This window comes from Clostridium transplantifaecale (assembly GCF_900626075.1).
Lineage (GTDB): Bacteria > Bacillota > Clostridia > Lachnospirales > Lachnospiraceae > Otoolea > Otoolea transplantifaecalis.
This window is the reverse complement of record NZ_UYZY01000005.1, coordinates 292,978-313,963: the sequence shown is the minus strand read 5'-3', so window position 1 is coordinate 313,963 and position 20,986 is coordinate 292,978. Positions and strand designations below refer to the sequence as shown.

Below are 20,986 nucleotides of genomic sequence, written 5' to 3'. Positions count from 1 at the left end.
TTACCGCACATCATCTCTGGATGATGATTCCCTTCTCCTCGATCCGCTGTCTGACTTCCAGCATCTTCCAGTCCGTCTCCGCAATGATCTCGGCGCAGTTTCTCAGTTCCTGTCCAATCTCCGCCGCGTCCTCTTCCTCCAGATCCTTCTTGTACTTAAGCTGGTGATCCAGGCTGGCCCAGAAGTCCATGGCGATCGTCCTGATCTGAACTTCCACCCGAATCTGCTTCTTGCTGTCCGAAAAGAAAACAGGAACTTCGATAATCATATGATAGCTTCTGTATCCGTTCTCTTTCGGGCATCTGATATAGTCCTTAATGGCAATCACCTTCACATCATCCTGGCGCGCCAGCATCTTGCTAATCTCGTAGATATCATCAATAAAGGAACAGATCACACGGATTCCCGCAATGTCGTCCAGGTTCTGCATCATCGATTCCACAGATACCGGAAGCCCCCTTCTCTGCAGCTTCTCAATGATACTGTGCGGTTTCTTCACGCGCGACTTAATCATCTCTATCGGATTTCTGGAATTCCTGACGGAAAGCTCGTCATTGAGAACTTCCAGCTTCGTCTTCACCTCTCTGATCGCACAGGTATACTGCATCATGCATTCCTGGAACTGTTTCGCCACTCCGATTAAAGTATCCGGAACCTCAACTTCCTTCGGTGCATTCACAGCAAACTGGGTCAGTTCGCTGTTTGGATTCAAGTTAATATTCATTGTCAACACCCCAATAGTTTTTCATGGTCGTAATCTTATTTCATTATACCCGAAAGCAGCAGTATAAACAATGAAAGAATCCTTAAATTTTCCTAAAAACCTTCCCTGTTCATTTACAAATATGAGGTCTCTGTGGTATGCTCAAACCAGAAGTTTTGCTCGTGCAATACCTCGCAAGTGTTCAAAAATACATTAATACAGGAGGTTACTATGAAATATCTCGGATACTATAACGGAACTTACGGACCGCTGGAAGAAATGAAAGTCCCAATGAATGACCGCGCCTGCTACTTCGGTGACGGTGTATATGAAGCCACTCTGGCCAGAAACGGTAAAATCTTTGCCCTGGAGGAGCATCTGGATCGTTTTTACAACAGCGCAGGCCTGCTCCGCATGAAGGTTCCCTATACAAGGGAGGAGCTGACGGAAATTCTCACTTCTCTTCTGAAAGAGATGGATGATTCGGAAATTTTCGTATACTGGCAGCTTACAAGAGGGACAGCCATCCGGATTCATTCCTTCCCCGAAGCTCCCGTTAAGCCGAATCTCTGGATCATGATGAAACCCGGTGCACCGGCCTCTCCTTCGAAGACCATGAAGCTCATCACCGAGGAGGATACAAGGTTCCTTCACTGCAATATCAAGACCCTGAACCTGATCCCCAATGTTATGGCTTACCAGAAAGCGCATGAGGCAGGCTGTGACGAATGTGTCTTCCACCGCGGCGATATTGTCACAGAATGCAGTTCCTGCAATATTTCCATCCTGAAGGACGGCGTATTCATCACACATCCCACCGATCATTACATCCTCCCCGGCATCTCCAGGATGCATCTGATCCAGCAGTGTAAAAAGCTGGGAATTCCGGTAGATGAGCGTCCATTCACCGTAAAAGAGATGATGGAGGCCGACGAGGTCATCGTTTCCAGTTCTTCCAGACTTGGCCTCATTGCCAGCGAGATTGACGGACATCCCGTCGGAGGTAAAGCGACCGAGCTTTGGAAAAAAGTGCAGTCCTCCTATTTTGAGCGTTTTGACGAGGCAACCGTTCTGTAACAGCAAAAAGCTTGACCGGGGAAGAGTTCTCCTCTCCTGGTTCCGCTTTTCTATGATAAAAAATACGGCTGCCGCCGGACCGGAATTCCAGGTTACTTTCCTATGGAATCCGAACCGGCAGCAGCCGTATTTCAGTTGTTTATTCTACGCATTCTCTATTACATCCGCCGCCTTTTCAAGCCACGGCGTCTCGATATACTCAACAACTCCCTGGTCAACGCTGTTTGCAATCTGCGGGTTGATCGGGATTTGGGCCAGAACCGGGATGCCGTACTCTTTAGCCGTTTCCTCGATATGGCTCTCGCCAAACACGGAAATTCTCTTTCCGCAGTCGGGACATTCCAGATAACTCATGTTTTCCACCAGTCCCAGAATCGGAATATCCATCTTTTTCGCCATGTTAACCGCCTTCGCTACAATCATGGAAACCAGTTCCTGCGGTGACGTCACAATGATGATTCCTGCAAGAGGAAGCGACTGGAATACGGTCAGCGGAACGTCTCCCGTTCCAGGAGGCATATCGACAAACATGTAATCAATATCTTTCCAGAGCGCCTCACCCCAGAACTGTTTAATCACTCCGCCCACAATCGGGCCTCTCCAGATAACCGGATCCGTCTCATGTTCCAGGATCATATTGGCAGACAGGATCTCAATGCCCGTTGCGCTCACGCCCGGCAGCATCAGGCTGTCTTCCGTCACCTTCACCATTTCATGGAGGCCAAACGCCTTGGGGATGGAGGGACCTGTAATATCAGCATCCAGAATGGCCGTACGATAATTTCTGGCTCTCATCTTGCATGCCATCAGGGATGTCACAAGTGACTTGCCTACTCCGCCTTTACCACTGACTACGCCTATGACTTTTTTGACTGTGCTTTGAGGATTTAACGGCTCTAAAAAACTCTCCGCAGTCCGGCTTTCACAATTCTCGCTGCAGCTGCTGCAGTTATGGTTACAATTCTCGCTCATTGCCTTAACTCCTTACCTGATAATTTTTATAATAATTCTTCGGGAATTCTCTCCCGGGCAGATGGAAGGCACGCCCTGTTTTTGAGTTTTCCCAATGCCTGACTATTATATTAGCACATTCTTTTATTTTTGTCTTGTTCTATTAAGCGAGCAGGAAAACGGCGGACTACGGTCTGCTTCGCACAATGCGTCCCTGAACGGCCGCAGATCGGATACTGCCGGCAACTCCTCCCACTTTGGAAGTTTTGCCGGCAGTATCATTTTATTGAGTGGCAACGAAAAGTTTGCGTATCTCAGGCTCTTGCGCCCGGCAGCTTGAACTGCCTGATTGCCTTCACAATTCCCGCTTCTTCCATCTTTTTCGCAATCAGGTAGAAGATGGCCGTGTCGATAGGCCACATAATAATATTCTTTACAAAACGCATCGGAATCAGCGCCAGAATCCCCTTGCCCGACATCATACTGAGCCATAACGTGTTAAGAAACACGTTGCAGACCATGATTACGATAAAATGGACGGCCAGGGTTCTCTTAAACGTAAGCGGTCTCTGGTACAGGAACGTTCCGTAGATAATTCCGGCAAGGATCGCATTAAACGTAAAGCCGGGGAAGAACGCTCCGGTCGGTTTGATGATATACTTAATCAAATCCAGTACACCGCCGTAAAATCCGCCCACTACCGGTCCGAACATGAAGTATACAAACTGGTTGACTACGGCGCCAAATCCGATTTTCAGATAAGGGCCGGCCTCGATTGTAAAGTACCCGAGCACTACGGCGACGGCCATGAACATGGCGGCCGTCGTGATTGTCCTGACCTTTTTAAGCTCACGGTAGGAATCACGGTAAACAGTTACAAATTTCTTCATAAAAAATACCTCCTTTTGCAGAACTCTCGGTCCACATCAGGAGATATATGATATCAGCGATGCAGCGGGATGCGGGATACAGGCCGCGGGGAAATCCCCTTCGTCCGGATGTCAACTCCCTGTTCATCCGACACTTGACGCCTGCATACCTACTCTGCGTTCTTATTTTTTTATAGCCTCAGTATATCACTTAAATCATACTTTTCAATAGTTCTGTGAATATACCATCCAATAAAAATTCCAAGGGCCATTCCGCTTAACACATCCGTCGGAAAATGCACGAAAAGATACAATCTGGAAAGTGCAATAAGCGACGCCAGAATGAGCAGCGCAATCCCCCATTTCCGGTTGTAAAGAAAGACGCTGGCCGCCGCTTCAAAGGAGGCCAGGGTGTGACCGGATGGGAAGGAAAAATCCTTCGGATTGTGTATCAGCAATTGAACGCTCTCATCTATCCAGCATGGCCGGTCGCGCATCACAATGTTTTTTATGAGCACATTCCCGATTAAGGCCCCCGCTGCTAATGACAGTAAAACCGCCAGCCCCGCCTTTCTCGTCTTCCTGAAGCAGAAAAGAACCACTCCCAGGACGATAAAGAACCATCCCTTATCGCCGAGTGATGTGGCGGCCGTCATAAAGCGGTCCAGAAACGGCGTATGAAGCTCCTGTAAAAAATAAAGAATTGAAAACTCCAGTTCCAGAAAGGCCATAAATTACGTTTCCTCTGCCTGGGCGTCCGAATACTCCCGGAATGCCTTGTCCATCTCAATGTAATTGCGTTTCAGTGAAACGGGTTTTCCGTCCCTCGTCAGGAAGCAGTGACGGCTTTCCCCCACGCAGCGCACCTGCGCCGTTTCTTTATCGATAACCGTATACTCTAAGGCCATACGGATCCCGTTGTATTCTTTCAGGTTGGTTAATACCTGGACGGTTTCCCCGAAGCGGGACATGCTCTTATAGTCACAGCGGACAGCCAGAACCGGGCATATAATTCCCTGCTTTTCCATCATGTCGTAACCCATGCCCATCTGTTCCATGATATCGATCCTCGCCTCTTCAAACCAGTGCAGGTAATTGGCATGATGGATAATTCCCATCTGATCCGTTTCGTAATATTGTGTTTTATGTTCGTAAACATCGAATTTCATAATATAATTCTCCTTTCTCCTTTGATTATAGCGCAAAAGAGAGTATCGCCCAATGTGCAATACTCTCTGCGGATTTCTTACCGTTCCCAGTCACTATTCGCCGAGTCCGTTCTCAATTGCCTCGGAAATCGTCTTTAAAGCCTCTTCCTCATCCGGACCTTCACAGATGAGAGTAATCTCTGTACCGCACTTAATTCCTGCCGCCATAACATTTAAAACACTCTTTGCAGTAATTTTCTTCTCTCCGCATTCGATTGTTGTGTCACTCTTGAACTTCATTGCCGTCTGGGATAAGATGCCTGCCGGTCTTAAGTGGAGACCTGATGGATTCATGATTGTTAATTTTTTAGATAACATATTTTCTTCTCCTTCACTATTATTGTCTTTATTTATAGTGCTTTACGTTCTTTTATCTGAGTTTATATAAATTCTAGTATAAGTTGTATTGACTGTCAAGTGCCATCGCCTCTTTTATATGGACTAAATTATGTTATCGAATCTGCTTGTCCTCCATGATGGCAGTCTCGTGCCTCCTTACACTCTCCGTCGCACCCCTGATGCTGACAGATAAAAGAAGATAAAGTATCTCTATTACCATTGTTGCCGGAACTCTGGAAAAGAGGAAATCCTCTCTCAGCAGTTTCTCCCTTGTTGCCGTCGTGATATGATAGTTGGAAAGCTTTGCCACCGGTGAGTCGGGACTGTTCGTAATGGAAATAATCGTAACCCCGTTCCCCGAAGCTCCTTCAAGCAACCTGATTAGTCTCCTGGATACCCCCGAATTGGAAATCGCGATAATGACGTCTTTCTTCCCGAGATTAAAGGCATAGGCTGTCTGTGTCTCAAGTATCGTGCCCGTCACGGCCGGAATGCCCAGTTGGTTGAATTTGAAAACCGCATCCATCGCCACCGGGATGGTATTGCCAACAGCCACAAACTGAACCGTTCCCGCTTTCTGTATTACATCCAGAATCCGATCCAGATTCTCAGGCTCCATCATAGCCACCGTCTGTTTCAGCTCCTCCGTCTTATTCGCCAGGATATTCTGAAGCGACTGTCCGATATCCCTGCGGCTGATGTCGTTGCCGACCGTCCCCCGGGATTCTTCCGCCAGTTCCCCGGCCAGTGTCATTTTGAGCTGATGAAATCCCTTGAAACCGCATCTTCTGCAAAAACGCGACACGGATGCATCGCTGGCCCCGCTGGCCTGGGCCAGCTCGGCAACGGTCATATCCACGACTTCACGCCTGCGTTCCATGATACAGTTTGCAATTTTCTTTTCAGAATCAAAAAATGAATCATAGGAGGAACAAATCACGCCGATTACACTTTTTGCCTCGTCCATATTTCACCATTCCTCTTACACATGTAATTTTATTTCATGACGTGATTATATCACAGCGTTTCAAGATTTACAATGGTATTTTCGTGTAAATGACATAGATTTATCAATTTATTAACCGATAATTTTCCTGGCATAGGAGACCGATGCCAGCGCATCGCTGCAATAGGCATCCGCGCCGATCATTTCCGCGTATTCCGGCGTCAGGACGGCGCCTCCCACCATCACTTTCACCCAGGGAGCCTTTTCTTTCAGTCCTGCGATTGTCCTCTGCATCGCGGGCACCGTCGTCGTCATAAGGGCGCTGAGCCCCACAAGAGGCACATGCTTCTCCTCCGCCTCCCGGACAATTCTTTCCGGCGGCACGTCCTTTCCTAAATCGATCACTTCATAGCCGTAGTTTTCCAGGAGCACTCTGACAATATTCTTTCCAATATCGTGAATATCGCCCTTCACCGTAGCCAGAATGATTTTCCCTTTTTTCCCGCCGCTCCGGCCCGATTCGTCAAGCTTCTCCCGAATCACATCAAAAGCCGCTTTGGCCGCCTCCGCGCTCATCAGAAGCTGGGGCAGGAACACCGTTCCCGCCTCATATCCCTTTCCTACGCGATCGAGGGCCGGAATCATGCAGGTATTGATGACATCTAAAGGCTCCTTATCAAAGAGCAGCTCTTCCGCCGCCCTGCCAGCCTGTTCCTTAAGCCCCTTTAAGACACTGAGAAACAGGCGGGCTTCGCCGCCTTCCCCGGAAGGTACGCCGCCCGGAGTCTCTGAAGTCTCAGGCGTCCCGGCGGTCTCAGGCGTCTCCGGGGACTTAGAATACATATCTCCTGAAATAAGCCCTGCCCCTGCCGCCGAAGTCTGCCCGGCATCCTTATAGGCGTCAATATAACCGGCACAGTTCTCGTCCAAGGCGGCCAGCGCACGGAAGCTGCGATAGGCACACATCATCGGCTCGGAACCGGGATTGATAATCGCCGCATTCAGCCCGCTGTAAAGAGCCATTGTAAAGAAATTGGCATTGATGTTCTCCCTCACCGGAAGTCCGAAGGAAATATTGGAGACACCCAGTATCGTCTTTCCTCCCAGTTCGTCCCGAATCCGCCTCACAGTCTCAAGCGTAGTCAGGGCGCCAAGCGGATCGGAGCTGACGGTCATGCAGAGGGCGTCTATCAGAATATCCTTTTTGCCAATCCCGTATTTCTCCGCTTCCCGGTAGATTTTTTGGGCTACCTCAATCCGTCCTTCGGATGTCCCGGGAATTCCCTGCTCGTCCAGTGTCAGTGCGACTACGACACCGCCATAGCGCTTCACAAGCGGAAAGACGGCATCCATTATCTCCTGTTTTCCATTGACGGAATTGACCATAATTTTTCCGTTGTAAATCCGCATGGCGCGGGCCATCGCCTCCGTATTCGTAGTGTCTATCTGAAGCGGCAGCTCGGTGATTCCCTGAAGCTCCTGCACCGCCAGAGCCATTATCTCCGGTTCATCTATCTCCGGCAGCCCCACATTGATATCCAGGACATGGGCTCCGCTTTCCTGCTGCGAGATTCCTTCCTCCAGGATAAACTCCATGTTTTTTTCATTCAGGGCCTGTTTATACTTTGCTTTGCCTGTCGGGTTGATACGTTCGCCGATAATCACGGGATCGGCGCCAAACTCCACCGCCGAGGCATAAGAGGTGGCGACCGTAAGCTGTTTGTCTCCGGGAAGTTTCTGTTCTCTACCCTTCCGCAGGCGGTCCAGCCGTTTTATATGCTCCGGCGTAGTCCCGCAGCAGCCTCCTGCCACGTTAATCCCCAGATCCAGTATCTCCTTCATTGCCGTCTCAAATTCATCGGGACCTATGTCATAAACAGTTTTTCCGTCTTCACTTCTGGGAAGGCCGGCATTGGGGTTGACTATCACGGGAACTGAGGCATATTTTAAAAATTCAGCTGCCAGAGGTTTCATCTGGATGGGACCGAGGCCGCAGTTCATTCCGATTGCATCCACTCTCAGACCTTCCAGCAATCCGATAACCGCTTTCGGAGTGCCGCCCGTCAGCATTTTCCCTTTTTCGTCGAAGATTACCGTTGCAAAGACCGGAAGCGCGCTGTTTTCCCTGGCTGCAAGCACAGCCGCCTTTAATTCATAGGTGTCGCTCATTGTCTCGATCAGAATCAGATCGGCTCCCTGTGCCGCCCCAATCTCCACCACCTCGCGGTAAACGGTGACAGCCTCCTCAAACTCAAGCTGGCCTATAGGTTTTAAAAGCTTGCCTGTAGGGCCGAGATCCAGGGCAATATATCCCTTTCCGGCCTCCCTTACCGCCCGTTTTGCATTTTCCATGGCTGCGGTGACGATTTCCTTCAGGCCGTATTCGAAACTGCTGTTATATTTAAAGCGGTTGGCCCCGAATGTGTTCGTTTTGATAATGTCACATCCTGCTTCCAGATAGTCCCTGTGAAGCTTCACTATGAAATCGGGACGGGTGATATTCCATGTTTCCGGAAGTTCTCCCGGTTTCAGGCCTGCCTCCTGCAAAAGACTGCCGGTGCCTCCGTCAAACAGCAAAATTTTTGTTTTTAATTCTTGCAGTACATTCATCTCTTAACCTTTCCGGTAGGCGCAGTCCGCCTTGCCGCACACCCCGCAGTCATTCTTTTCACCCTGCACTTCTCTTCTGCCGGCGCCTATCACAGCCGTTACCGACTTGGAGGGCACCATCAGAAGACTGTCCGTGAGGGTAACCCCCACCGTCTTTCCCGTTTCCAGCACCTTCGTCAGAATCTTCTGATATTCGAGGGAAAAATCGCCGTAACCAGGGCTGAACCTTGGCCGCAGGAACTCTCCCTGCCTGAGCGCTTCCTCTTTCAGCTCCTCATTCTTTCTGTCACACCACGCCTCAATCATGGCGGCGGAGGCTGCCTGCAGCACAACGGCACGGCTCATTTCAAGACGGCCGTAACGGCGCGCCAGTAAATCAGGTCCCGCTCCCAGGGTCGCCGCAAACAGAATTACCCTTTCACAATCTTTTAAATTCTTTGAGAGGTCGAGGCTCTCCACCTGAAAGCAGGTGAAATCCAGACGGCCGTCTTTGAGGTGTTTGAGCGGAAAGGATCTCGAAAAGAACCGGGGCGAAACAACGCGTTCCAGCTCTTTGATACTATCTTCCACCAGACTTACCGTCTTCTCATCCGGCAGATTATGCCCAAATCCAAGGTATCTGTATACCTCGGAACGTTTTACTTCTATCTTATCGCTGCGATCCATCTTTCCCCCTATGTCAATTATTTCCCAATATTCCTGAAAATATGGCCTCATGTTGTACTGTTCACAGTCCGGTCTCAGTTCTTTATATGGCAAACATCAGAACAGGAATAATGGCTGATAAAAGCACAATCAGAAACATGATTACGAAGATAATGATAATTGCCGAAGTTACCTGGCTGCTGCTGTTCTTGCCGGCGTAATATCCTTTTTGGCCGTTCCTGTAGGTCTGCCCTCCATATTTTACAGATCCGCCCTGACTTCCTGCCTGACGGCCGGCCCCATACTTCGGAGCGGAAGTTCCCGCTCCTCCCTTCCAGCCGGAAGCCGGAATTCCCTGTTTTTTAGGGTTCTCCTTCATAAACGACGGATTATGGTATTCACAGTTTCCCTCCGATGAAGGATGACTTTCATTCAGATAAAAATCCCTTTCCACGATTCTCGGATGTCTCACAAAACTTCTGCAGACAGAACAGTAATGTGCACTCTTCATCCTCTGATCACAGACAGGACATATTCTTTTTGCCATGCCGCTCCTCTCCTTTCTGAACGGAATTAAGCGCTTATATTTCTGAGATTTATGCAGAAATCATTATGCGCATTTAAATTCTACCTTGTGGACATTATAACATGTTCACTTCGTGAACACGTGTCTCCGACGGAACTTAGCACCCGAATTTCTGCGGTGGACGCAGAAATCAGCATGCGCAGGTATAATGCCACTTTGTGGACATTATACCATGTTCCCCGGTACATCTGCAATCAGTTATAGGCGGGCGCCTCCCGTCTCTTTTCTTATCCGTTTCCCTGTTATTATTTTAACGAATTCTTGTTAAATTCTGTAATAAGCTTGAATTTACTGGAAAATATGCTAGAATACAGTAACTATAAAAATACAGTATTACAACAGGGGGATTTATTATGAGTCAAAGCACATTTAAGGATTTCCTGAAACGGAAGCAGGTCAATGTTTCCGTTCAGACTTACCTCATCGATGCACTGGGCGCAATGGCCTTCGGTCTTTTCGCTTCTCTGCTCATTGGTACTATCTTCGCTACACTTGGCGATAAAACCCATATCGAAATCTTTACCACCATTTCCGCCTATGCCAAAAGCGCTACCGGCGCCGCCCTCGGCGTCTCTATCGCCTTTGCCCTGAAGGCGCCGCCGCTCGTACTTTTTTCCGCCGCCACCGTCGGTATTGCAGGCAACGAACTGGGCGGTCCCGTAGGAGCCCTGGTTGCCACAATTATCGCCACGGAGCTTGGTAAGATCGTTTCCAAAGAAACGCCGGTGGACATCCTCGTCACTCCCGGAGTCACCATTATCTCCGGTGTTCTGGCCTCACAGTTTGTAGGCCCCGGTGTCTCCGCATTCATGACCGCCTTCGGCAATCTTGTAAAAACAGCTACCGTGATGCAGCCCCTCTTTATGGGTATCCTGGTTTCCGCCCTCATCGGCATTGCCCTGACGCTTCCTATCAGCAGCGCTGCAATCTGTATCATGCTCAGCCTGGACGGCCTGGCCGGAGGCGCTGCCACAGCCGGCTGCTGCGCGCAGATGGTCGGTTTTGCCATCCTGAGTTTCCGTGAAAATAAATGGGGCGGCCTTCTGGCACAGGGCCTTGGAACTTCCATGCTCCAGATGGGTAATATTGTCCGGAACCCGAGAATCTGGATTCCGCCGACGCTGGCCTCCATGGTGACCGGTCCCATTTCAACCATGGTATTTAAACTGGAAAATATCCCGACGGGTTCGGGTATGGGAACCTGCGGACTGGTAGGCCCTATCGGAATCTACACCGCAATGCAGGAAACCGGCGGAACCAATATGTGGCTCGGCATCCTGCTTGTCTGCTTCATCCTCCCGGCTGTTCTGACTCCTCTCTTCGGTTTCATGTGCCGGAAAGCAGGCTGGATTAGGGAAGGGGATCTGAAACTGGATTTGTAATTACATAAAAACAATAAAAAAGCATCTGCCGCTGGAAATTTGATTCCCCGACAGATGCTTTTTATTAACAGGTATTTTTAATGCTCTTCCGGTCTGCCCATGCCTTCCTTTTTCTGCTTCATTCTCCGGAAATAAGAACTCATCTCGTCCGCCATTCCCGACAGACGGTTTAACAGGGTAGAAAAGTCCTTGAGCATCTCATCGTCCTGGAAATAAGGATAGACAATATCATGATCCACCTCGCTCCATCCCTCCTCAAACAAGGTTCTGGCCTGGATCTCCACATAATATCCCTTGTATTTCACGATGTAATGCAGAGAGCGGTAAATGCCGTCCGATTTAATGTCAATAAGCTCCTCGTCATAGATACGGCTGTCTCCGGTTCTCCTGTAAACCTTCGGCCGCTCGGCGATATAATAATGATTTACATTACCGTCAAAATCCGCCTCCCGGTCCCCGACATACTGCTCCGGGTCGTTCTCAAACACAGATGTAATATATTCGTGAAAATGTCTCCAGTCCTCCCGGTACAGGAAAAACACCCGGATGCCGATTAGATCCGTTACATATTTCCAGTAATTGGTGCGGTCAATACGTGCAAATTTCTCAGGCAGTTCACTTCGTTTCCTGATAATCTTCTCAACCAGATGCCCCGGTTCCTTCGTCCTGTAGCGGTAGGAATGGATTCCGGCTTTCTCAATGTCATAAAGATACTCATCCACAAAATCTTTTCCTATCCCGCGCAGCTTCTGCTCTATGTTCCCGTAGTGATCGTGGATTGCCTGAAGCTCTTCCCAGTCAATGCCTGCCGACTCATAGTCGCCGTATTCCATGTTGTACTTCTCAAAAAATTCTTTTATGTCCAGCATTCGATCTCTATACCTCTCCGGCACCAACGGAATTCAGGAATCTGGCAAAAGCCGTCCTGCCCTCCTCCGTGCATTTATAGACTCCGGCATCTTCCAGTACTCTCCCGAATACGAGTCCCACCTCGTCTTTCAGGATCTCTTCCACATTATCCTTTGTAATTTTTCCATATTTGGGAAGGAACGCCTCCACCCAGTCGGCATGCTTTTCAAGTTCCTCGCTGCCCCTTATATTTTTACCCGCGGTAATGTACTCTCCCAGTTCTGCCAGCTCGTCTTTCAGTCTGGATGGAAGCACCGCCAAGCCCATCACCTCAATTAATCCGATATTTTCTTTCTTGATATGGTGAAGTTCCTGATGGGGATGATAAAGTCCCAGAGGAAACTCCTCCGTTGTTATATTGTTTCTCAGCACCAGATCCAGCTCAAACATTTCGCCGTTTTTTCTGGCAATCGGAGTGATCGTGTTGTGCGGCTCCCCATCCGTCTCGGCCAAGATAAATGCAGCCTCATCCGTATAGTTTCTCCAGGCCGTGAGGACTTTATCCCCCAGTTCAATCAGACGCTCCGGATCTTTGGCGCGCGTGCGAAGCACCGACATCGGCCAGTATACAATACCGGCCTCCACATCCTCAAAACCCTCAAATGTAAAATACTTTTCAATCGGCGCTTTCGCCATGGCAAAAGTATAATGGCCGCCCTGGAAATGATCATGGCTTAAAATGGAGCCGCCGACAATCGGGAGATCCGCATTGGAACCCAGGAAATAGTGAGGAAACATTTTGACAAAATCAAAGAGTTTGATAAAGGTAGCTTTCTCGATTTTCATCGGTATATGCTGTCCGTTAAATACGATGCAATGCTCATTATAATAAACATAAGGCGAATACTGAAAGCCCCACCGGCTGTCATTTACCGTGATCGGAATCGTGCGGTGGTTATTCCTGGCCGGATGGTTTACGCGTCCCGCATACCCCTCATTTTCGCGGCAGAGCAGGCATTTGGGATAACCGCTCTGTTTTGCAAGCTTGGCGGCGGCAATTGCCTTCGGATCCTTCTCCGGCTTTGAGAGATTTACCGTAATATCCAAATCACCGTACTTTGTCTCAGTCACCCATTTCATATCTTTACAGACGCGGTATCTTCTGATGTAATCGGAGTCCTGGCTTAACTTATAGTAATATTCCGTGGCGGCCTGAGGCGACTGGTGGTTATAAAGGCCAAAGAATTTCCGCACGACCTCGGACGGCCTCGGCATCAGGCAGTTCATCAGCCTTGTGTCGAATAAATCTCTGTAAACCACGCTGTCTTCCGGCAGTACTCCTGACTCATGTGCAAAATCCATCAGCTCTTTCAGCGTTTCTTCCAGATTCACTTCCCCGAGCTCCGTCTCCGGTTCTTCATACTCGTCCAGCTTCATCACATCCAGGATCTGATTCGTCGCATAAATCCGGTCTTCTTCCTCAATCAGTCCTGTCGCCAGACCATATTCAACCAGTTTTTTAATTGCTTCGTATACCATACCACGCCTCCTCATATTTTTAATGCGCTTCGCGCAATCTGCTTCATTTATTGTCTTTTTGTTGGTGCCGTCTGCGGGCAGAATCTGCGTTGTGCCCGGCTTATTAGTATAGCACATTCACAGGTACGATTCCAGACGTTTTGTCACAATTCCGCCGAGCAGGCCTATCACTGCCCCTGCCACGGTTCCGGCCGCCAAAAGAAAAGGCAGATAGTAAAACACACCGGTGTTTTCCACCACGGCTGCAGCCACCAGAATCTGCCCCACATTGTGCCCCACGCCGCCGATGATGCTGACTCCCACCTGACCGAATAAATCCCTCTTTCTGCAGAAAATCATCAAAGCGAGGCTGAGCGCCCCCCCTGCAAGACTGTACATCATCATGGCCATATTGCCGTATGCAAAACCGGTCAGCAGAACGATGCGGCAGAGCGCAATAGCAATCGTTCCCCCTGTTCCAATAATATAGAGGGATACGATACTTACAAGATTGGCAAGTCCCAGCTTCACACCGGGAACGCCGAGACTGATCGGAATCAGGGTTTCCACATAGCCGAGCAGCATGGCAAGTGAGAGCAGGATTCCATAGAGCGCCACTTTTACCGCTTTACGGTCTCCTCTGCGTGTTTCTTTTCTATAGTTCATAGAGGGTGTCCTCTTTCTGTTTTATACTTGAAAATGGGAGGTCGGGTCGACGGGTTTCCGGGAAGTGCAAGTTTTGTTATTATTTTATCGGAATATGGGGGGTTTGTAAAGAGGGAGGGATTTAATTGGTTTTTGCAGGGCTGTAAATAGTAACCCGTGTCCTTACCTCCGCCGCTTCCTCCCCTTGACTTTGATTACCCTCTTTGCTAAGATTGGTATGGTTCAAATCACAAATACTTTCACAGAGGAATCCCTATACAATGGAAAAAAAACAATTTCAGATCTTTTTATCCGCGCTGGGTGTGCTTTTTCTGGTCTTTGCCGTTGTTTTAACACTCCGGCCCAGGCAGACGGAGCCGATTACCCGTTCGGACTTTCTTCTCAATACATTTGTCACGGTTACCCTGTATGACAGCGATGATGAGGAGATATTGGAACAGTGTATGGCGCTGTGCCGCGAATATGAAAACCGGCTCAGCAAAACAATAACGACCAGTGAAGTTTACCGGCTGAACCACCGTGCTCCCGGAGAAGATACATTTATACTCACGAAGGATACGGCGGCCCTGATCCGCGAAGGACTCCAATACAGCAGGATTTCGGACGGCGCTTTTGATATCACGATTGAACCGCTGAGCTCACTGTGGAATTTCACGGATGGTAAAAAGGCCGTTCCACCGTCAGACGAAATTCAGGCTGCGGCGCAACGCGTGGACTGGAAAAATGTAAGCCTGGAGGGCGATGTGCTCACGTTTCACTCACCGGGCACTACAATCGATCTCGGTTCTATTGCTAAAGGCTTTATCGCAGACCGTTTGAAGGAATACCTGATAAGCCGGAATGTGAAAAGCGCAATTATTAATCTGGGAGGCAATGTACTCTGCGTCGGTGAAAAGCCGGACGGAGAACCGTTTAAAATCGGGCTGCAGAAGCCGTTTGAGGGGCGCAATGAGATTATCGCAAACCTGAGCATTAACGACCTCTCCGTCGTCTCCTCCGGGGTCTATGAGCGCCATTTTATTGTGGATGGAAAGAATTATCACCACCTTCTAAATCCCTCCACCGGCTATCCCTATGACAACGGCCTGATTGCCGTCACGATCGTCTCACCGCGCTCGGTGGACGGCGATGCTTTGAGCACCACCTGTTTTTCACTGGGGCTTGAAAAAGGGCTTGAGCTTGTCAATTCAATGGATGGCATTTACGCTTACTTTATAACAGACGATTATGAAATTCACTATTCGGATGGAGCAGAACAGCTAGTTCTTCCTCTCCCCGATGCCGGTTAACAAAAAAGGAGGCTTATTATGAAAGATGACGGCTTAAAAGACAGCAGTTTAAACAGCGACAGCAGAAAAAAGAAAAATGAAATCTTTCTCATCTGCGGCCTCCTCGCCGCCGCCCTGATTTTCTTCACAGGATACCGTTTTCTGAACAGAGGGGAGGCGTCGGTGGTTGTGGTCAGCGTAAACGGGAAAACGATCCGGGAATTTCCACTTGGCCAGGATGCAGATTTCATGATTGAAGGCGTTGACGGCGGGACCAACCATATGATTATTAAAAATGGCGCCGTTTCTGTCTTCGAGGCCTCCTGCCCCGATAAAATCTGTGTGCAGGAAGGGGAGAAAAGGCAGAAAGGCGAGGCGATTACATGTCTTCCTAATAAAGTGATTGTTACAATAAAATAGGGGGTGGTTGAGAAATGAGGACGCCGCCGTCAGGCCGGGGACCGGGATGGTGAGGGGGATCGATGAGTTTTTCGTCCCGGGCGTCAGGGTGTCGCGGGCGGGGAATCCGGGCAGAAAAAGTTCCTGCGGGAAACGCTCGCGCTCGTTGGAGTACATAACGGACACTAACCTCGAAAAGACCTCGGTAAGTGCCGATGAACTCCCAGGTTCCCTCCGGAATCTTTTTCTCCCTTCTTCCCCGCAGGAAGGTTATGACCGGGACGAAAGACTCAGCCAAGATAGCTGCCCGGTCCCCGGCCTGCGGCGGCTGATCTGTCCTTTTTCTTCAATGGAGGAGGCGCTTGTCGCTGCCACTACGTTGCTTTGGATGCCTGAAAACTACATCCTGTACACTATGATACTATGTAAACTTATAATCTTATAATCTTAGAGTTATTATTCTGATACTCTTTTTATGCAGCCCACAATATCATCAGAATGTAAAATAGTTACGACTATATAGTGGAAGCGACAATACCTCTTCCACACTTGACGAAAGAGACAATCAGCCCCTGAAGCCGGCGGACGGGGCAATAACCTTCCCTGAGTCTTCAGTCCCGTCAACAACCTGCCCGGGGAAGGAAGGAGAAAACTTTCCGAAGGGGACCTTGGAATCCGCCGGTGCTTAGCGAGGTTCTTTCGAGCTTAGCATCCGTTGCGCATTCCACAAGCGGGAGCGAGTCCCCGCAGGAATTTTTTCTCCTGGATTCCCCCTCACCACAACTTACAAACCGGGACTGAAGACTCATACACAACCTCCCACTACCCCGTCCGCCGTCTTACAGAGGCGTCCTCCCATCTCAACTAACCTTCCGCATGTGTAAAAGATTAACGAAATCTTTATTTGCTATTCTCCCCGTTACCCCTTACAATGTAAACATCATTCACCATTCTGAGAAAGAAAAATATAAATATATAGGAGGGGATCTCACATGAGTGAAGTTAAGGTGAAATTTGATACGTTAGAGGATATCAGGCAATACCTGCGGGCAGTCGACGGTTTTAACGGTGATTTGGATCTGCAGTTCGGAAGCCAGATTGTGGACGGAAAATCCATGCTTGGAATTTTAAGCCTCGGGATCGGAAAACTTTTAAATCTCAAGCTGCATTACGGAAATCCTGATGAACTGATAGAAAAGCTTGGTTTTTGCCGTTGTCAGTAGGAAGAGGAGGCCGGAAATCGGTGAGAGACGCCCGTGACAGACGTTCCATTGCATTTAATTGTTCGGAAAAGGAAGAAAAACAGGCAGTATGAATGCAGAGTTAATCCGCACCCATGCCGCCTGTTTTTTGTTGCTGTTTTTTGTTGCTGTTTCCTATTTTATTCTCTCCGTCACTTCTGCCATTCTGGAAAGATCGCCGATGAGAATCGCGCCTTTTAACTGCCCGTTGGCGTAGTAATATTTTTCATACTGTTTCCTGGCCTCGTCTTTTTTCTCCTCGGTCCGGTATGACAGCGCTTCGTTCTTTCCCGTATCTCCAATCGCGTACAGAGCTGTATTCATTCCGTGGAAGGAAAGTCCCATGGACGGCGGTTCGTATTCGACCGCCTCTCCTGCCGCATTGGCTCCGGCCACCTTACCCTGGGCCGACGCCTCGCTCCACAGTGCATAATTCATGCCCTGATACTGGGCGCAGTCTCCGCATGCGTAGACATCCTTCACATTGGTTTCCATTTTCTCATTGACGACCACAGCTCTCTGTGCGGCAATGCCGGACTGCTTTGCCAGCTCCGTGTTGGGGCTGATTCCGGCTGAGATTATGACGAGATCGGCAGGGAGCTTCTCCCCGTTTGAGAGCCTCACGCCCTTTCCTTTTGCCAGGATTTCCTCGGCCTGAACCCCGGTGAAAATCCGAATCTTTTCTCTGGCTGCAATCTCTTTTATCATGTCGGAAGCACCCTGATCCAACTGCCGCATCATGAGCCCCGGGGCCGCTTCCGCAACGGCTACTTCCCTGCCGGATTTTCTGAACTCCCAGGCCGCTTCCAGACCCAGGACGCCTCCGCCGATGACACATACGTTCCTGGTTTCAGGCAGAAGGCTGATAATTTTCATTACGTCGTCCAGACGGCGGACGGCTGCCACATGCTCCTGTCCGGCGCCTTTAATCGGGGGAATAAAGCACTCGGCCCCCAGCGCGTAAATCAGCTTCGTATACACCATTTTTGTGCCGTCCTCCAGAACAATCTGTTTAATCTCCGTATCGATGGACGCCACGTGCCTGCCAAGGACACGGATAATATTGTTTTTTTCGTACCACTCGTTTTCTTTCACGGCAATCTGTTCCGGCTGCAGCCCGGCCAGCATGGATTTTGTCAGCATAGGGCGGTTGTAGGTGTCATAAGGTTCATCGGATACCATGACAACCGAAGCCGTTTTATCCCTCTTTCGTATCTCCTCGGCGGCAGAAAGTCCCGCCGTTCCGTTTCCGATGATTACATAGAAGTCCTCCGTGTCGTGATGATAATCGGTTTCTTCCGTATCAACCTCCACAAAGTATTCACGCCCCACCCCGCAGACAGGGCAGGTATCAAGCGAGGAATCGAAAATCTCACCGCAGACCAGACATTTTACGAGTTTCCTCGGTCCTTTTGCCGCATTTTCAGCCCGTTTTCCTTCCGTTTTTTCTTTTCCCTGCACAAGGCATCCAAACTGATAACCGTATTCATAGGCGTCCATTAACGCCACCTCGTCCGGTTTAAACTTCACCCTGAAACCGTCATCCGGCACCTTCATCTTAAGCTGTTTCAGGCGTCCGATAATGTGGGGAACACCCTCTCCGCTCCAGCCGTAACTGCCGAACGCGGAAGCATATTTTCCCCCGTGGGTGGCCGGAAAAATAGATGTGGTCAAATCCCATATGGGTTTCAGCGCCTCGCCTACAATCGTTGGCGTCCCGAAGAGAATTCCGTCGGCAAACTCCAGTTCCCCCACTACCTTTGCAGCGTCGGCCGTCACCATATCGTAGAGCCTCACCTCCACCGGGCCGCTGCCGCGGATTCCGTCGGCGATTTTTTCGGCCAGCTCCTCCGTATAGCCGTAGGCGCTGACATAGGGAATAATCACGGTTTTCCTGCTGTTTGGATTGGTGACGGTGCACCAGTCCTCATACATTTCAAATACTTCCTCAATCTTTGTGTCAAGCACCGGGCCATGGCCCGTACAAATCATAACCGGATCAAGCTCCTTCACTCTCCGGAGCGCTTTCATCATAAATCCTTTAAAGGGGCCTATGATGCAGTCAAAATAATATCTGGCCGCTTTTTTATAATTCTCCTCATCCTTTACCTGACTTCTCAGCACGCCCTCCACACCGTAATGGGCGCCGAATGAGTCACAGGTGACAAGAATCTTGTCCTCCTCTATCCAGGTATACATCGTATCCGGCCAGTGGAGGTTTGGAACCGTCATAAACCGGAGCGTCTTGTCTCCGATTTTCATTGTCTCATTGTCCTTGACCTGGATGCTGTAAAAATCCCGGTTTACGATATTTTTAAGGAAATTCAGCGCGCAGCTGGTTGCAATCACCTTCAGATTGGGATTGATATCCAGAAGAAGTTCCACGCTGCCCGCATGATCCGGCTCCGTGTGGTCAACCACCAGATAATCGATTTTATCGATATCGGTAATTTTCTTAAGCTCTGTAAGGTACTCGTCGAAAAATTTAGCCTTTGCCGTCTCAAAAAGGACTGTCTTGTCCCCCGTTTTAAGTACATAAGAATTGTAGGTGGTGCCAAATTCCGTATACATGATGATATCAAATACCCGCAGGCCTTCGTCTATAATTCCCGTCCAGTAAAAATCTTCCTTCAGTCTTATGCTCTGCATACAATGCCTCCTTTTGCCAAACTATATGAAAGAATTCCGTTTAAAGAATCCTCCGCCTGCGGCGGATCGCTTTGTGCGACATGATGTCTCTGATATAGTATGGCAAAAGCGGCTAAATCCTATGTATCGCTTTTTGAACTGTTCCTACAAAATCATTTAAAAATGAATCAACCTGGGCATCCACACAGACCTTTACCGTCTTTTCCCGACATTTCAGCCGGCTCAAATCCCCTGTTGTCCTGCCCCTCGACTTTCCGTCCGTCTCCACGGTCAGGTTTGTCTCAAAGAATTCCATAAGCTCCGGATGAATCGCTGCGGCAACCGCCAGCGGGTCATGGATCGCGCCTTCCCGTTTTCCCTCTTTCCCTACCTCATGGGAACAGTAATAATGGACCATCTCTGCAAACTTATCTCCCGCTCTTGTCCCGGCCTCCCGCCACGGACGAATCCATTCTTCCATCGCCTCCGCGCTCATCATCGTCTTAAGTGTCACATCCAGACCGATCATCAGGATATGGATTCCGCTTTCCAGAACATATTTCGCCGCCTCGGGATCGGCCAGGATATTGGCCTCGGCGTAGCGGTTCACATTGCCTGGAACGGTAACTGCGCCGCCCATGACGCAGATGCAGCCGACCCCGGCCGCTTTTTCCGGATATCGCTCGATAAAACGGGCCAGATTGGTCATGGCCGCCGTCGCCACGATGACAAGTTCCCTCCCGTATTGATCCGCCATGGATGCCATAAAAGTAACAGCATCTTCTTTTTCTGCATTTTTTGTAGTTTCCGGCAGTTCGACGTCCCCGATTCCATTTAAACCGTGGACTCTTTTACACACCTCGGCCGGAATAAAATCTTTTCCGGCAAATGTGGTGTTTTCTCCGGCATAGACCGGTATGTCTCCGGCTCCGAGGACGTGCAGGATCTGAAGCGTATTCCTGACCGCCGTCTCCACCCTGACATTGCCGAAACAGCAGGTAATTCCCTTAAGTTCTGCTTCCTCTGCGCCCACGGCATAAGCAATTGCGAGTGCATCGTCAATTCCGGTGTCCACATCGAGTATCATTTTCATATATTTAA

The 20,986-nt window shown here is 49.4% G+C and carries 21 protein-coding genes and 1 riboswitch; of the genes, 6 read left to right on the top strand and 15 right to left on the bottom strand.

Annotated elements, in window-relative coordinates; translation table 11 throughout:
• Window positions 1–10: 10 nt before the first annotated feature.
• Window positions 11–724 carry a GTP pyrophosphokinase gene (locus EJL91_RS18785; protein WP_125143494.1) on the bottom strand — a complete coding sequence of 238 codons (714 nt, stop codon included), beginning with the start codon at window positions 722–724 and terminating at the stop codon, window positions 11–13.
• Window positions 725–934: 210 nt separating this feature from the next.
• On the opposite strand from EJL91_RS18785, the gene EJL91_RS18780 reads away from it, so the two are divergent.
• Window positions 935–1,780, top strand: coding sequence for a D-amino acid aminotransferase (locus EJL91_RS18780; protein WP_125143493.1), 846 nt, complete (start codon window positions 935–937; stop codon window positions 1,778–1,780).
• A gap of 144 nt (window positions 1,781–1,924) precedes the next feature.
• On the opposite strand, the gene EJL91_RS18775 is transcribed toward EJL91_RS18780, so the two are convergent.
• The 9 genes from EJL91_RS18775 to EJL91_RS18735 all read right to left on the bottom strand — a co-directional run bounded on the left by EJL91_RS18775 (window position 1,925) and on the right by EJL91_RS18735 (window position 9,895).
• A complete protein-coding gene (locus EJL91_RS18775; protein ID WP_125143492.1) occupies window positions 1,925–2,752 on the bottom strand; it encodes an Mrp/NBP35 family ATP-binding protein in 828 nt (275 codons plus the stop codon).
• Window positions 2,753–3,045: 293 nt separating this feature from the next.
• Entirely contained in the window at window positions 3,046–3,621 is a 576-nt protein-coding gene (locus EJL91_RS18770) for a folate family ECF transporter S component (RefSeq protein WP_125143491.1), read from the bottom strand.
• A 60-nt stretch (window positions 3,622–3,681) separates the two neighbouring features.
• Window positions 3,682–3,780: riboswitch (THF riboswitch) on the bottom strand.
• 11 nt (window positions 3,781–3,791) lie between these two features.
• A complete protein-coding gene (locus tag EJL91_RS18765) occupies window positions 3,792–4,331 on the bottom strand; it encodes a phosphatase PAP2 family protein (RefSeq protein ID WP_125143490.1) in 540 nt (179 codons plus the stop codon).
• A 3-nt stretch (window positions 4,332–4,334) separates the two neighbouring features.
• Window positions 4,335–4,769, bottom strand: a complete 435-nt coding sequence (locus EJL91_RS18760) for an acyl-CoA thioesterase (RefSeq protein ID WP_125143489.1) — start codon at window positions 4,767–4,769, stop codon at window positions 4,335–4,337.
• A 93-nt stretch (window positions 4,770–4,862) separates the two neighbouring features.
• Window positions 4,863–5,126 (bottom strand): HPr family phosphocarrier protein, encoded by a 264-nt coding sequence (locus tag EJL91_RS18755; RefSeq protein WP_125143488.1) that lies wholly within the window; start codon window positions 5,124–5,126, stop codon window positions 4,863–4,865.
• A 133-nt stretch (window positions 5,127–5,259) separates the two neighbouring features.
• A complete protein-coding gene (locus EJL91_RS18750; RefSeq protein WP_125143487.1) occupies window positions 5,260–6,114 on the bottom strand; it encodes a MurR/RpiR family transcriptional regulator in 855 nt (284 codons plus the stop codon).
• 111 nt (window positions 6,115–6,225) lie between these two features.
• The gene (locus EJL91_RS18745; RefSeq protein WP_125143486.1) at window positions 6,226–8,703 is read right to left on the bottom strand and encodes a homocysteine S-methyltransferase family protein; all 2,478 of its coding nucleotides are present in this window, start codon (window positions 8,701–8,703) and stop codon (window positions 6,226–6,228) included.
• Window positions 8,704–8,706: 3 nt separating this feature from the next.
• Window positions 8,707–9,369, bottom strand: a complete 663-nt coding sequence (locus tag EJL91_RS18740; protein ID WP_125143485.1) for a vitamin B12 dependent-methionine synthase activation domain-containing protein — start codon at window positions 9,367–9,369, stop codon at window positions 8,707–8,709.
• 82 nt (window positions 9,370–9,451) lie between these two features.
• On the bottom strand, window positions 9,452–9,895 hold the full coding sequence (locus EJL91_RS18735; protein ID WP_125143484.1) for a hypothetical protein: 444 nt from the start codon (window positions 9,893–9,895) through the stop codon (window positions 9,452–9,454).
• Window positions 9,896–10,287: 392 nt separating this feature from the next.
• On the opposite strand from EJL91_RS18735, the gene EJL91_RS18730 reads away from it, so the two are divergent.
• Window positions 10,288–11,316: a PTS sugar transporter subunit IIC gene (locus EJL91_RS18730; protein ID WP_125143483.1), complete on the top strand. Its 1,029-nt coding sequence runs from the start codon at window positions 10,288–10,290 to the stop codon at window positions 11,314–11,316.
• Window positions 11,317–11,393: 77 nt separating this feature from the next.
• On the opposite strand, the gene EJL91_RS18725 is transcribed toward EJL91_RS18730, so the two are convergent.
• The 3 genes from EJL91_RS18725 to EJL91_RS18715 all read right to left on the bottom strand — a co-directional run bounded on the left by EJL91_RS18725 (window position 11,394) and on the right by EJL91_RS18715 (window position 14,349).
• Window positions 11,394–12,185, bottom strand: coding sequence for a RelA/SpoT domain-containing protein (locus EJL91_RS18725; RefSeq protein WP_125143482.1), 792 nt, complete (start codon window positions 12,183–12,185; stop codon window positions 11,394–11,396).
• 7 nt (window positions 12,186–12,192) lie between these two features.
• Entirely contained in the window at window positions 12,193–13,704 is a 1,512-nt protein-coding gene (gene galT / locus EJL91_RS18720) for a UDP-glucose--hexose-1-phosphate uridylyltransferase (protein ID WP_125143481.1), read from the bottom strand.
• Window positions 13,705–13,821: 117 nt separating this feature from the next.
• Entirely contained in the window at window positions 13,822–14,349 is a 528-nt protein-coding gene (locus EJL91_RS18715; protein ID WP_125143480.1) for a Gx transporter family protein, read from the bottom strand.
• A gap of 260 nt (window positions 14,350–14,609) precedes the next feature.
• Between EJL91_RS18715 and EJL91_RS18710 the strand changes: the two genes are divergently transcribed.
• The 4 genes from EJL91_RS18710 (at window position 14,610) to EJL91_RS18695 (ending at window position 17,239) form a co-directional block, all read left to right on the top strand.
• Window positions 14,610–15,638, top strand: coding sequence for an FAD:protein FMN transferase (locus tag EJL91_RS18710; protein ID WP_125143479.1), 1,029 nt, complete (start codon window positions 14,610–14,612; stop codon window positions 15,636–15,638).
• Between the two features lie 18 nt (window positions 15,639–15,656).
• Entirely contained in the window at window positions 15,657–16,037 is a 381-nt protein-coding gene (locus tag EJL91_RS18705; RefSeq protein WP_125143478.1) for a NusG domain II-containing protein, read from the top strand.
• 7 nt (window positions 16,038–16,044) lie between these two features.
• A complete protein-coding gene (locus EJL91_RS18700) occupies window positions 16,045–16,461 on the top strand; it encodes a hypothetical protein (RefSeq protein ID WP_125143477.1) in 417 nt (138 codons plus the stop codon).
• Between the two features lie 547 nt (window positions 16,462–17,008).
• On the top strand, window positions 17,009–17,239 hold the full coding sequence (locus EJL91_RS18695) for an HPr family phosphocarrier protein (RefSeq protein ID WP_125143476.1): 231 nt from the start codon (window positions 17,009–17,011) through the stop codon (window positions 17,237–17,239).
• A 153-nt stretch (window positions 17,240–17,392) separates the two neighbouring features.
• On the opposite strand, the gene EJL91_RS18690 is transcribed toward EJL91_RS18695, so the two are convergent.
• Entirely contained in the window at window positions 17,393–19,906 is a 2,514-nt protein-coding gene (locus EJL91_RS18690) for an FAD-dependent oxidoreductase (RefSeq protein ID WP_125143475.1), read from the bottom strand.
• 112 nt (window positions 19,907–20,018) lie between these two features.
• Entirely contained in the window at window positions 20,019–20,978 is a 960-nt protein-coding gene (locus tag EJL91_RS18685) for a nucleoside hydrolase (RefSeq protein WP_125143474.1), read from the bottom strand.
• Window positions 20,979–20,986: the final 8 nt, after the last annotated feature.